Below are 12,346 nucleotides of genomic sequence, written 5' to 3'. Positions count from 1 at the left end.
GGTTTTCTCTACTGTTCGATTGCTTCGCTCACTAGATTCGTCAGCTTCTTCAAATCGGCGGCATCGGGATGGGATAGGGCTTTGTCGAAGTTCTCGATCATGGCGTCGATGTTGGGCATGTGGTCAGGCTGTTCCTTCATTTTCATGTAGCGCTCGCGTACGGAAAGCGGCATTTTGCCCTGGCACATATAGGTCCCGATCACGGTGTTGCTGTCGTCGATGAACGCCTTCGTTTTGTCCAGGATCGCTTGGAAATACGCCTCGCTGCCGCCGAATCCGGCGGTGCCGAACAGAAAGATCTTCCTGTTCCTCAACTGCCCCAGCAGCTTTTGCGTTGCCTGGTCCGCCACGCCCTGGTTCGTCCAAAAGCCCACGAACAGCGTCTCCGACGCGGGGATTGCGCTGCTGGTGCGGCCGCAGCCGGCGCCGGCGTAGCCGCGGCCGTCGCCGCCGTCGTCCCCATTCACGCTCCCGAAATACTCGCACGTCCCTTCCGGCAGCGCTTCGCGAACAGCCTCCGCAAGCTCAGCTGTATTCCCCGTTCTGCTGCTGAACACGATCGAATAACCCTTGCCGCTCATACCTGCCCTGCCTTCCGTTACTTCCTCATCTGTTTGCCTTTCAAAGCAGAATCGCCTTCGCATTGATTCTATCCCTCGGCAAGCTTCTGGTGCAGTATCGCGTGCCATCCTCCCCAAAACACAAAAGCCTGCGAGAGGAATCCCTCCTGTAGGCTTTTTGCCGGCCGTTGTTTGTTCCGGACACTTAGCGCTACGTCCCCGAAGTGTCCGGGCGCGCCGCTCCCAAAACGTAAAAAAGCCCGCGGGGGGGGGATTCCCCGCGGGCTTCGCAATCTCGCCCTACAGCGAGCTCGTCTCGCCAAGCGATTTGCCGGCGGTCTCCGGCGCCATGAAGATCGACAGCACCAATCCCAAGATCACCAGGCCGGCTGCCACCAGCATGGTGGGCCCGATGCCGAACGCGGCCATGAAGATCGGCGTGCCGTATGTCGCCACGATCGTGCCGACGCGCGAGATGCCGATGGCCAAACCCACCGCCGTCGCCCTGACCTCGGTGGGGAACAGCTCGTTGGGGTAGAGCCACTGCAGGATGCCCGGTCCGCCGCTGAAGAATGCGTACAGGCCGAACGCGCAGATGATCACCGGCAGCGGCGCGGTGGGGAACAGGCCCAGCACCACCAGGCCCACCGCCATCAAAAACAGCGAGCGAATCAGCAGCGGGCGCCTGCCCATGGAGTTCAGCCAGAACATGGCCGGCAGCGAACCCACCAGGAAGAACAGGCTCAGCACGCTCTCGCCCAGGATCGCGCTCTTCCCGACGCCCAGGCCGAACGCGGTCATGATCTGCGGGCCGAACGTGTAGATGGCGTACATGGGAACCACCTGGCACAGCGTCAGGATTCCCAGGAACACGATGCGCGCGGCATAGCCCTTCGAGAACACCTCGGAGAAGCCTGCCTTCGCCTTCGGCGCCTCCTCCTCGCCCTCAAGGGTCACGTCGGCGCCGTAGACGCGCAAGACCACCTTGAGCGCTTCCTCCTCGCGGCCCTTGCTCTTAAGCCAAAGGGGAGACTCGGGAACCTTGCACCTGCCGATCAGCAGGAACACGCAGGGGATGATGGCCGATCCGAGCATCAGCTTCCATCCGTTGTCGACGTCGCACAGGCAATAGCCCACAAGCGCCGCCACGGTGGCGCCGAGGTACCACGCCGCCGAGACCATGCCCATGGAGATCGCGCGGTGGTGCTTCGGCGTGAATTCGGTGATGAGCGACGTGGCGATGGGGTAGTCGGCACCCACGAACACGCCGATGAAGAAGCGGTAAATCACCAGCTGCATGGGCGTGGCGTCGGTCATGCTCAGGGCTGAGAACAACGCGATGGCGATGATGTCCAAGACGAACATCTTCTTGCGCCCGATGATGTCGGTCAGATAACCGCCCACGATGCTGCCCACCAGGATGCCGAGCAGCACCGACGCGCCGATCGCCGCCGTCCAATGCGTGGTCAGGCTCATCTGCGCCGTGATCTGGGTCAACGCCACGCCGATCAGCGACAGCACGTAGCCGTCAAGGAAGGCGCCTCCGCTCGACACCAGCGTGATCTCGCGTAGAAACGGCGTCATGGCGGCTTCGTCGAGGGTCTTCTTCCCGCCCTTCGCACCGTTCGCCGGCGCCTCTTGGGAGCCCCTGACACGGCCCGCGCCCTTCGCGGCCCGCTTCTCGCCGCCCTTCTGCACCCAGGCCGACGGCATCACGTCTCGCTTTCGCTTGCTTGAGTCGTCCATGAGCGCCGTCCTTTCCGTTCGTTGCCGTTATTTCAAAAGCTTCTTCTCGATCTTCATGCTGCAGGTGCGGGGGAAGTCCTCGACGATCTCGACGATGGAGGGCACCTTGAACGCCGCCATGTTGCCCTTGCAGTACGCAATCACCTCGTCGGTGCTGATGGCCGCGTCGTCTTCGGGCAGCACGAACGCCTTCACCGCCTGGTCGCGGATGGGGTCGGGCACGCCGATGACCGCGGCCTCCTTGATGTCGGGGTGCTCCTCCAAGATGCCCTCGATCTCGGTGGTGGAGATGTTCTCGCCCGAGCGCTTGATCATGTTGCTCTTGCGGTCGAAGAAGAAGAACCAGCCGTTCTCGTCGTAGTAGCCCTTGTCGCCCATGCGCAGCCAGCCGTCGCTGGACAGCGCGTGGGCCGTGGCGGCCTCGTTGCCCAGGTAGCCCAGCATGATCGAACGCCCGGGGACGCCCTTCACGCAGATCTCGCCCACTTCGCCGGCGGGCAGCTCGTTGCCCTCGTCGTCGACGATCTTGGCCTCGTAGCCCAGGCCCACGCGGCCGATGGAGGGCCAGTTGCGCTCGCCGGTGGGCGGGTCGGTCAGCACCCAGCCGACGGACTCGGTGGAGCCGTAGGTGTTCATGATGCGCACCCCGTAGCGCTCCTCGAAGGCCTCCTTCTCGCGCGCGGACACGGGCAGGAAGTACAGCATGTCGCGCAGGCAGTGGTCCTTCTCGTCCGGGTCAACCGGCTGCAGCATCAGCGTGCGCAGCATCATGGCCACGCACTGCGCCAGCGTTGCGCGGTACTGGCGGATCTGGCTCCAGAACCTGCTCGCGCTGTACTTCTCGACCACGATGAGCGTGGCGCGGGCGGTCAAGACCGGGGTCAGCGCCGCCAGCTGGAAGTTGGAGTGGCATGCGGGCATGGTGGAGAACATGCGGTCCTCAGAGGTCATGGCCGTCTCCCAGTCGCCGTAGTAACCGGAGTAGACCATGTTGCCGTGGGTTAAGATGACGCCCTTGGGGTTGGAGGTGGTGCCGCTGGTGAACAGGATCTCGCACGGGTCGTCGGGGGACAGGTCGCTTGGCGCCTCGAACTCGACGCTCTCGCCGGCCGCCAGCTCGGAGAACAGCGGGTAGCCCATGGCCTCCTCGCCGCCTTCGCTGCGGGCCACGATGATGCCCTGGTCAAGCCTGCCGCCGGCGTGGATGGCGTCGTAGAGCTCCACGTAGCAGGGCTCCACGACCGCACGGCGGGTGGAGCACATGTCAAGCGCGTACTCGCACTCGGCCTGCAGATACTGCTCGTTCATGGGGACCAGCACGGCGCCGATCTTGGCAAGGCCGAACAGGCACATGAGGAACTCGGGGCAGGTGTGCATCTGCACGGCCACGTGCTCGCCGCGCTCCACGCCCTGGCTCAGGAACATGCTCGCCGTCTGGTTGATCAGCTCGTTGAACGCGCGGTAGCTGTAGGTGGTCACGTTGCCGTCGCGGTCCTGGAAGATGAAGAAGTCCTTGTCGCCGCACTCGCGAGCGAGCTTGTCCCACAGGCTTGCAAGCGTTTCGTTGCCAACGATGTCGACCATGTCTTCTCTCCCTTGGTTCGTGTGCTTTCTGACTTTGGCGCCGGTTCAGATGTCTTGCATTCGACGAGGGGCGCTTCAAACCCCGTCGGATACAAGGCCCCTATAGAAGCCGGGCCCTTCTCAGGGCCCGGCCGTCATTCCGAAAGGGGAGCCTTCCTCTCGGAACCTTCAGCGTTTCTCAGCTGTTATTCAGCGACCTTGACGACGCCGCTCTCGTTCAGCGCGGCGATCTGGTCGGCCGTGTAGCCGAGCTTGGTCAGCACGTCAGCGGTGTCGCCGCCCTGCTTGGGCATCGGGCGCCACACCTGGCCGGGGGTCTGCTGGAACTTCGGGAACACGCCCAGACCCTTGAAGGTCTTGCCGTCCTCGGTCTCCCAATCCATGAAGTCATCGCGCAGCTTGAGGTGCTCTTCCTTCACGAGGTCCTCGAACTCCATGACGACCTGAGCGGCGATGCGGTGAGCAGCGAAGTCCGCCTCGATCTCGTACTTGGAGTGCTCCAGGCAGTACGCCTCGAACGCAGCCTCGATCTCAGCAGCATGCGGGTTGGACAGCCACAGGCCGGAGGTGTCCTCCGGGATGTCCTCGGTGCCCCACAGGTGACCCAGGCCGATGGTCTCCAGGAAGTACTTGTTCTGGTCGACGCCGTACAGGCACACGCCCAGGAAGCCGTCGTTGCACTTGTACTCGCCGATGCCGCAGAGGTTCTGGTTGCGAGCGCCCGGGCGAGGCCACAGGATGCCCTCGTTCAGGTAGTCGACCAGGTAGTACTGGCCGATGGCCAGCAGCGTCTCGTACATGGCCATGTCGATGCTCTCGCCCTTGCCCGTGCGGTTGGCCTTATGCAGCGCAGCCAGGGTGGAGGAGACGACCATCAGGGAGTTGAAGTAGTCGCCAGCGTAGGGGCCGGGGTTCATCGGCTGCTCCGGCGTGCCGTTCTGGCTCATGTAGCCGGAGTAGGCCATGACGGTCAGGTCGTAAGCAGCGCGCTTGACCATCTTCGGGTCGCCGGACTGGCCGAAGCCGGACAGATGCACGATGACGAGCTTCGGGTTGATCTCCCACAGCACCTCGTCGGTGATGCCCTTGCGAGCCCAGGTGCCGCCCTTGGAGGCCTCGATGAAGATGTCGGCGTCGGCCAGCATCTTGAACAGGACTTCCTTGCCTTCGTCAGAGAAGTAGTTCAGCGAAACGGAGCGCTGATTACGGCGCTCAGCCTGCTTGACATAAGCGGTGTCGCGGATGGTGTCGCCAGCGCCGGTGTTCTCCAGCCACGTGACGTCGGCACCCCAGTCGGCCATGAGGTCGCAGGCCTTCGGCACTGCCAGCTCGACTGCTGCGTAAACGACCTTGACGTCATCCAGAACGCCGAAGGACGGCTTGTTGGTTTCAAGAGCCATGATGAATTCCTTTCGATTCGGCGGCGCGCCTGCCGCGCCGCCGTCTGTTGGATCCGTTTGCTAGCCGCGTGAGTTAGTCGCGGTACTTCTTCAGCTCGAACTTGGAAGCGGTGAGGATCATCATCTCGTCGGTACCGCCGGAGACGCGGTCCACACGCAGGTCGCGCCAGATGCGCTGAGCGCGATGCTCGCCGGCCACGGCCACGCCCGCCAGGATCTGCATGCCGTCGTCGACGACGGAGAAGGCGGAGTTGGCGCAGTAGTACTTGCACATGGCGGCAGCGCCGGGATCGAACTTGCCGTCGTTGTTGTCGGCCTCCCAAGCCGTTTCGTACAGCATGTTCTTCATGTTCTTCAGCTTGATGGCCATCTCGGCGACCTTGAGCTGGTTGAGCTGCTGACGGCCGATCGGCTTACCGAAGGCGATACGCTGGTTGGCGTGACGGCAGGCATCCTCGTACACGGCGATGGACATGCCGTAGTCGGAGGCGCCGACCAGCCAACGCTCGAAGTTGAAGTCGTTGATGCCGCGGGAGAAGCCGTTGCCCTCCTTGCCGAAGATGTCCTTCTCCTCCAGCTCGACGTTGTCCATGTAGACCTCGCAGCAGGAGTCCATGCGCAGGCCCAGCTTGTGCAGCGGGGACAGGGAGACGCCCGGCTTGCTCATGTCCAGGAAGAACTCGGTGAACATCTCCGGATCGTCGGCGTTCTTGGCCATGATGACCAGGTACTTGACGCCAGCGGAGGAGGTGATGAAGGTCTTCGTGCCGTTCAGGTAGATCTTGCCGTTCTCACGCTTGTACGTGGTCTGCAGGGCGGCAACGTCGGAACCGGCGCCCGGTTCGGTGCAGGCGGAGTTCCAGATCTGCTCACCGGTGCCCAGGGTGGACAGCACGGCCTCGATCTGCTCCTCGGTGCCCTCGCGGATGATGGTCTCGAAGCCCGGCAGCTGGTACAGGACGTAGGTCGGGGCGCCGTAGCGGCCCAGCACCTCGTACACGGCCATCATGGTGACGGCCGGCTGCTCCAGACCCAGACCGCCATGGCTCTCGGGGAGCATGATCAGGTCGAAGCCCAGCTCGCACAGACCGCGGACCCAGCGCAGCGGGTACTCGTGCTTCTCGTCGCACTCGGCGAAGTAAGCCTCCCAGTTCTCGCTCTCCATGTAGTCGCGGTAGCTGTCGACGATCAGCTCCTGCTCATCGGTCAATTTGAAGTCCATTGCATTCTCCTTGTCGATATCCAGAGCGGCCTTTTGCCGCGCTGTCACAATGTGGTGGGTAGTGCGTATCGGCTACGGTTAGCAGCCCATCTGCTGACGGAAGTGCTCCGCGCCGTGCTCGAGCGCCAGGTTGGCCTCGTCAAGCATCTTGGTGTAGTGCAGGAACGCGTGGATGACGCCTTCGAACATCTCGAAGCGATGGGGGATACCGTATTCCTCGAGGATCGTCGCAAGTGCCGTGCTGTCGTCCTTCAGGGGGTCGTACTCGGCTGCGGCGATGTAGCAGGAAGGCATGTCGCGCGTAAGGTCGTTCAGGAAGAGGTTCGCGTAAGGGCTCGTCTCAAGCTCCGCCGTATCCTCGGCGTAGAGCTCCTTGTACCACTGCCACTCCGCCTCGGTCAGGCCGTCCCAGGGGCCGCCCAGAAGGCGCTGGGAGGCCGAATCCTTCAGGCCGTACCAGCCGTAGAACAAAAGGAGGCATTTGACGTAGTCGGAGCCTCCCAGCTCCTCGCGCAGGTACATGGTGGCGGCCAGGCTCAGGTGAGCGCCGCCGGAGTCACCGGCGAAGGACAGGCGATTGCCGTCGATGCCGTACGCCTCGCCCTGCTCGTGCAGGTGCTTGGCGACGCAGGCGACTTCTTGAACCGCCACGGGGAACTTCGCCTCGGGCGAGAGACGGTAGTCCACGGCTGCCACCGCAGCGCCCGTCTTGCTTGCCAGGACGCGGCAGATGCGATCATGCGTGTCCAGGTTGCCCAGGACGAAGCCGCCGCCGTGCGCGTAGACGATCGCCGGCAGGGTCTCGCCGTCGCTCGCAAGGCTTGCGCGGTCCTTGACGGGGTAGTACAGGCGAACGGGGATGTCCCCATGCGGGCCCTCGACCTTGCAGTCGACCTTCTCGGCCATTTCCGGGCCGCCCTCTACCCAGTACGCACGCCCAGCGGTGTAGTTCAGGCGCATCTGCTCGAAGCCGGCGCTCGTGTCGTTGGCGTTTCCTGCGAGCTCGTCTTCTTTGGCGAGCACCGCGCGCATGCCCTCGTTGATTTTCGAGAGGACGTCGATCTTGTTCATGTCTCTTCCTCGATTTTCTAGGGCGCCGCCTTGTGGGCGGCGCGCCTGAACGGCTGGGGTGGGTAAGTAAACGCTAGTTGGCGGACTCCGCCTTGGCGGCGTTCTTCTTCATGGCGCGGCGCGTCATGACCAGGCAGAAGCAGCCCAGCACGGCGAAGACGACCAGTGCGATGAAGATGGTGTTGAAGGCGTCCGCGCCCTGGGCGTCGATCAGGCCGCCGAACCAGGTGTGGACGAAGGTGTCAGGCAGGAAGCCGATGACGGACAGCAGGCCCGAAGCGGTGCCGAAGATGCTCATCGGGACCTTGGCCTCGGTAAGGGGCGAGGAGCCGATGGAGAAGGCGCCGTAGGTCACGAAGCCGAGCACGACGACCAGCACGGCGATCGGGATGACCATGCTCGCCTCGCGAGGCATGATCATGAAGGCTGCCAGCACGATGACGCTTGCGGCGAAGAAGATCAGGATCGACTTCGAGGGGCTCTTCAGCTTGTCAGCGAAGATGCCTGCAGCCGGGCCGGCGATGAGGCCGATACCATAGGTACGGATGAGGCCGACGACGGAGACGATGGCCACCGGAGCGGCGAAGCAGGTGGTCATGAACGGCGTGGTGTAGGTGACGCCCATGTACACCAGGTACACGAAGAAGTAAGCCAGGCAGGCCCAGATGACGCCGGGGTGCTTGATGGCCGTGACGACCTCGCTCAGGCTGAACAGCTTGGCGTTCTTGTCGATCTCGCCCTTGAAGTCGGGGACGAAGATGAAGGACAGCACGGCGAGCAGGGCGATAAGGGCGCCCAGGAAGACCAGCAGGACCTGGATACCCTGGGAGGCGTCGGCGACGGCGGAGATGATGGCCGTGTTGATCAGACCGACGATCAGGCCGGCGGCGCCGTAGATGGAGTAGCTCACGCCGATCTTGGAAGCGTAATCGTCCTCAGAGCAGCACAGACGGACGATCTTGAAGCGCGTGCCCCACCAGATCAGGATGGTGGTGATGCCGTAGCCGACGAACACCACATAGAGCATCTGGATGGACGGCAGCATGGCGTAGATGAAGGTCAGGACAGCGGTGGCGCCGAAACCGACCCAGGACAGCGTGCGCATGCGCACCTTGTCGGCGATGATGCCGGCGGGTAGATAGGTGATCACAGCGACGATGGCGTAGCAGGAGAGCAGCGCGCCCAGGTCGGCATTGGTGCAACCGAGGCCCTGCATCAGGGGCTCGTAGAAGACGTTCTTCAGGTAGATGGGCGTGTAGATGATGGACGAGCCCATGGAAACGAGGACGATGAGGAACCACTTGTGGAAACCGGTCAGGTCCTTGTAAGTGACCTCGCCCTTGCTCTTTGCGAGCAGAGACATTGTTGGATCCTTTCTTCGTGCGGATGCGCCCGGTTCGTTACCGGGCGGTCGGTGCGGCTATGCGCCGCTTGGGGCGAAGGGAAAGGCTGGTAGTTGTTGCGGCCTTTCCCTTCGCGGGGAGAAAAGAAGCGGGAGTTACTTGCCCTGCCAGTTCGGCGTGCGCTTCTCGACGAAGGCTGCGGGGCCCTCGATGCCGTCCTCGGTCTTCTCGATGAAGCGATAGGCGGCGTCGCAGTAGCGCATTGCGTCCTCTTCGGACATCTGGGAAGCGGCATGCACGATCTGCTTCGTGAACTTCAGGGACAGCGGAGCGTTCTTGGCGATCGTGGAAGCGATCTCCAGAGCCTTATCCATGAGGTCCTCGGCCGGCACGACGTAGTTGACGAAGCCGATCTCCTTGGCCTCGTCGGCGTGCACCAGGCGAGCGGTCAGCAGCATGTCCATGGCGGCCTTGCGCGGAACGTCGCGGGCCATGCGGACCAGGCCGCCGGTGGAGGCGATCAGGCCGACCTTGGGCTCGGTCAGGCCGAAGCGGGCATGCTCGGCAGCAACGACGATGTCGCAGGAGACGGCGATCTCCATGCCGCCGCCGGCAGCCACGCCGTTGACGGCGCAAATCGTCGGCTTCGGGCACAGACGGTCGGTGATGCCGCCGAAGCCGTGATCGGTGACGGTCATGCACTCGCCGCCGCTGGACAGCTCGGAGAGGTCCTCGCCGGCACAGAAGGCCTTCTCGCCGGTGCCGGTGACCACGATGACGCGGACGCGCTTATCCTTCTCCGCCTTGTTCATGATGTCTTCCATGGCGGCAGAGGTCACTGCATTGATAGCGTTGCGCTTCTCGGGGCGGTTGATGCGCATGATGAGCACGCCGTCCTCGCGAAGGTCGGTGACAACCTCTTGGGTTCCGTGGAAATCTGCCATTGCTCCTCCTTTTATATGGATTGCCTTGAGCCGTTTCGGCGAATGCTGTGCGCCTCGTGTCGTTCCTTTGATTTTGATTCGGACGTTTCGCGAGATGCACGCTCGGCTCGATTTCGGATGCTAGGCGCCGGGGTAGGCGGAAACATCGCCACAACTTCGGTAAAGCGCTAATAGCAAGAAATGTGGGCATCATCAGAAACTTGCGAGGGGGTTGTTTCGGGTGTCATATGTGGTCGAAGCCCACAAAACGGCGAAAACCCTTTTGCGCCCCTTGAGACGGTCAAAAAGCCCATATAAAAGCGTACGTAGCCTCTCAACAGGGGCTTTTGCCGCATAGTTAAAAATTAAGTAAGAGGGTATTCACGGTTATCTGGCGATGGCAGGAGGGGTCGGGGAGCGCAAGATGGCCCTGTCACGTAAGCGACCCGCCGAAACGGAGACGCACCCCGCAAAACGGACGTGCAACCCGCAAAGGGTTACGTCGAAGCGGTCGCTACGAAGGTAAGAACCTCTGTAACAAGCTTATGAAGGGAAGGCTCAAGATGAAGATAGCCGCTGCATTCAAGGTGGTTCCTGACGATCAGGACATCAAGGTCGCCGGTGATCGCACGCTGGACTACTCCAAGGCGAAGAACACCATCTCCGTGTACGACCTGAACGCTCTGGAGGTGGCTGCTCAGCTGGCCGCCGAGGTCGAGGGTTCCGCTGCTGTGGCCATTACCGCGGGTCCGGCTTCCATCGACGAGGCCAAGCTCAAGAAGAGCGCTCTGGCCCGTGGCGTTGACGAGCTGTTCATGACCGCCGACGACGCCTGCGCCGGCATGGATGCCAAGGCCACCGCTGCCGAGCTGGCCAAGCTGGTCGCTCAGATCGGCGACGTGGACCTGGTCGTGTGCGGCGACGGTTCCGCCGACAACTACGCTCAGCAGGTCGACGTGCAGCTGGCTTGCAAGCTGGGCTGGCCCGTGGTGAACGCCGCCACGAAGGTCACCTGCAAGGGCGACGTGCTCGAGGTCGAGCGCGCGCTCGAGGACGCCGTCGAGGTCGTCGAGGTTGCCCTGCCGGCCGTCGTGTCCGTCACCCCGGACGCCGCCGAGCCCCGCATCCCGGGCATGAAGGACATCCTGGCCGCCGGCAAGAAGCCGATGAACGTCGCCGGTGCTTCCGACGTCGCCGCCGCCGCCATCGAGGTCGTCGACTGCAAGGCTCCCGAGCAGGCCGACCGCAAGCTCGAGATCTTCGACGCTTCCGAGGACGGCGCTATCGACAGCTTCGTGGCCGCCATCAAGGCCGCCCTGTAGGCCCACGCGTAATCAAGCAAAAGAAAGGCAGAGTGGATACTCATGAAGGCATTGATCATTGCTGAGCACGCAGCTGCGGCCGCAGAGCTGGTTGCAGGCGCGCGCACCATGGCCGACGAGGTCGTGGCCATCTCCTTCGGCGGCGCTTACGAGTGCGGCGCCGACAAGGTGCTCAACATCACCGTTCCCGAGGGCCTGACCGTTGACTCGGCCGTCGAGACCGTGAACGCCGCGTTCGACGCTGAGAAGCCCGAGGTCGTCCTGGTGGAGGCTTGCCGCCACATGAAGGTCATCGCCGGCAGCCTGGCGTTCCACGCCGACACCGCCGTCATCACCGACGTCACCGCTTTCGAGGCCGAGGGCGCCAAGAGCATGTACTTCGGCGGCATCGCCGAGCGCGTGCAGAAGGCCGCTGGCAACGTTGCCATCTACACCATCGGCGCAGGCGTGTTCGACGGCGCCGAGGGTGCCAACGGCTCCGTCGCCGAGCAGGAGTGGGTTGCCCCCGCTCGCCCGGTGAAGGTCGTTTCCTCCCAGGTCATCGAGAAGAGCGGCGTGAACCTGTTCAAGGCCGACGTCGTCGTGGCCGCTGGCCGCGGCTTCGCCGAGGAGTCTCAGCTGTCCATGGCCAACGACCTGTGCGACAAGCTGGGTGCCGGCCTTGCCTGCTCCCGTCCGCTGACCGAGGGCGTCAACTGGCTGCCGACCGAGCGCTACGTCGGCGTTTCCGGCCTGATGCTGACCCCGAAGGCCTACATCGCCGTGGGCATCTCCGGCCAGATGCAGCACATGGTCGGTTGCAACCGCTCCGGTGCCATCTTCGCCATCAACAAGGACAAGAACGCTCCGATCTTCAAGCAGTGCGACTTCGGTCTGGTGGGCGACATCAAGGACGTCCTGCCGGCCATCACCGCAGCCCTGTAAGGGGACTCCTTCCGCACCGCGCTTCAGCGCAAACCCTTGTGCGAAAACCTCTCCTAAGGTTCGACCCCTCCAAAGATTCGACCCCTCCAAAAAAGATGACCCCTTTACATCTTTTACGGAGCGCGGTGCGGGAGTCTCGATAGTTAATGAATTGGCGGCCGTGATCGGCCGCCAATGAAAGGATATCTACATGTCAGATTTCGACATCATCGTCGTGGGATCTGGCTGCGCGGGCGGCGTGGCGGCTTACG

Annotated in this window: 10 protein-coding genes; 2 read left to right on the top strand and 8 right to left on the bottom strand. The window is 63.1% G+C overall.

The window, feature by feature from the left end; translation table 11 throughout:
- Positions 1 to 8: 8 nt before the first annotated feature.
- The 8 genes from bilS to RDW26_RS07585 form a co-directional block, all read right to left on the bottom strand.
- Positions 9 to 581, bottom strand: coding sequence for a flavodoxin family protein BilS (gene bilS, locus RDW26_RS07620; protein WP_307983127.1), 573 nt, complete (start codon positions 579 to 581; stop codon positions 9 to 11).
- A 279-nt stretch (positions 582 to 860) separates the two neighbouring features.
- A complete protein-coding gene (locus tag RDW26_RS07615) occupies positions 861 to 2,306 on the bottom strand; it encodes an MFS transporter (RefSeq protein WP_307983126.1) in 1,446 nt (481 codons plus the stop codon).
- Positions 2,307 to 2,333: 27 nt separating this feature from the next.
- Positions 2,334 to 3,890: a crotonobetaine/carnitine-CoA ligase gene (caiC, locus tag RDW26_RS07610; protein WP_307983125.1), complete on the bottom strand. Its 1,557-nt coding sequence runs from the start codon at positions 3,888 to 3,890 to the stop codon at positions 2,334 to 2,336.
- 185 nt (positions 3,891 to 4,075) lie between these two features.
- A complete protein-coding gene (gene caiB / locus RDW26_RS07605; RefSeq protein ID WP_298627471.1) occupies positions 4,076 to 5,290 on the bottom strand; it encodes an L-carnitine CoA-transferase in 1,215 nt (404 codons plus the stop codon).
- Positions 5,291 to 5,363: 73 nt separating this feature from the next.
- Entirely contained in the window at positions 5,364 to 6,512 is a 1,149-nt protein-coding gene (caiA, locus tag RDW26_RS07600) for a crotonobetainyl-CoA dehydrogenase (RefSeq protein WP_042436447.1), read from the bottom strand.
- Between the two features lie 78 nt (positions 6,513 to 6,590).
- Entirely contained in the window at positions 6,591 to 7,583 is a 993-nt protein-coding gene (gene aes / locus RDW26_RS07595; protein WP_296131148.1) for an acetyl esterase, read from the bottom strand.
- Positions 7,584 to 7,656: 73 nt separating this feature from the next.
- Positions 7,657 to 8,946, bottom strand: a complete 1,290-nt coding sequence (locus RDW26_RS07590; protein WP_276668721.1) for an MFS transporter — start codon at positions 8,944 to 8,946, stop codon at positions 7,657 to 7,659.
- Positions 8,947 to 9,081: 135 nt separating this feature from the next.
- A complete protein-coding gene (locus RDW26_RS07585; RefSeq protein WP_298627479.1) occupies positions 9,082 to 9,870 on the bottom strand; it encodes an enoyl-CoA hydratase-related protein in 789 nt (262 codons plus the stop codon).
- A 542-nt stretch (positions 9,871 to 10,412) separates the two neighbouring features.
- Here RDW26_RS07585 and RDW26_RS07580 point away from each other — a divergent pair.
- Together RDW26_RS07580 and RDW26_RS07575 are read left to right on the top strand one after the other, a co-directional pair.
- Complete coding sequence (locus RDW26_RS07580; protein ID WP_307983124.1) at positions 10,413 to 11,171, top strand: hypothetical protein; 759 nt, start codon at positions 10,413 to 10,415, stop codon at positions 11,169 to 11,171.
- Between the two features lie 42 nt (positions 11,172 to 11,213).
- Complete coding sequence (locus RDW26_RS07575; RefSeq protein ID WP_307983123.1) at positions 11,214 to 12,095, top strand: electron transfer flavoprotein subunit alpha/FixB family protein; 882 nt, start codon at positions 11,214 to 11,216, stop codon at positions 12,093 to 12,095.
- Positions 12,096 to 12,346: the final 251 nt, after the last annotated feature.

Source organism: uncultured Senegalimassilia sp., from assembly GCF_902464545.1.
Lineage (GTDB): Bacteria > Actinomycetota > Coriobacteriia > Coriobacteriales > Eggerthellaceae > Senegalimassilia.
The sequence above is the reverse complement of the archived record's forward strand: the minus strand, read 5'-3'. Positions and strand labels throughout refer to the sequence as shown.

Bases quoted from the DNA above. Each gene is read 5' to 3' on its own strand.
- bilS (WP_307983127.1), bottom strand. From the start codon at position 581: ATGAGCGGCAAGGGTTATTCGATCGTGTTCAGCAGCAGAACGGGGAAT.
- RDW26_RS07615 (WP_307983126.1), bottom strand. From the start codon at position 2,306: ATGGACGACTCAAGCAAGCGAAAGCGAGACGTGATGCCGTCGGCCTGG.
- caiC (WP_307983125.1), bottom strand. From the start codon at position 3,890: ATGGTCGACATCGTTGGCAACGAAACGCTTGCAAGCCTGTGGGACAAG.
- caiB (WP_298627471.1), bottom strand. From the start codon at position 5,290: ATGGCTCTTGAAACCAACAAGCCGTCCTTCGGCGTTCTGGATGACGTC.
- caiA (WP_042436447.1), bottom strand. From the start codon at position 6,512: ATGGACTTCAAATTGACCGATGAGCAGGAGCTGATCGTCGACAGCTAC.
- aes (WP_296131148.1), bottom strand. From the start codon at position 7,583: ATGAACAAGATCGACGTCCTCTCGAAAATCAACGAGGGCATGCGCGCG.
- RDW26_RS07590 (WP_276668721.1), bottom strand. From the start codon at position 8,946: ATGTCTCTGCTCGCAAAGAGCAAGGGCGAGGTCACTTACAAGGACCTG.
- RDW26_RS07585 (WP_298627479.1), bottom strand. From the start codon at position 9,870: ATGGCAGATTTCCACGGAACCCAAGAGGTTGTCACCGACCTTCGCGAG.
- RDW26_RS07580 (WP_307983124.1), top strand. From the start codon at position 10,413: ATGAAGATAGCCGCTGCATTCAAGGTGGTTCCTGACGATCAGGACATC.
- RDW26_RS07575 (WP_307983123.1), top strand. From the start codon at position 11,214: ATGAAGGCATTGATCATTGCTGAGCACGCAGCTGCGGCCGCAGAGCTG.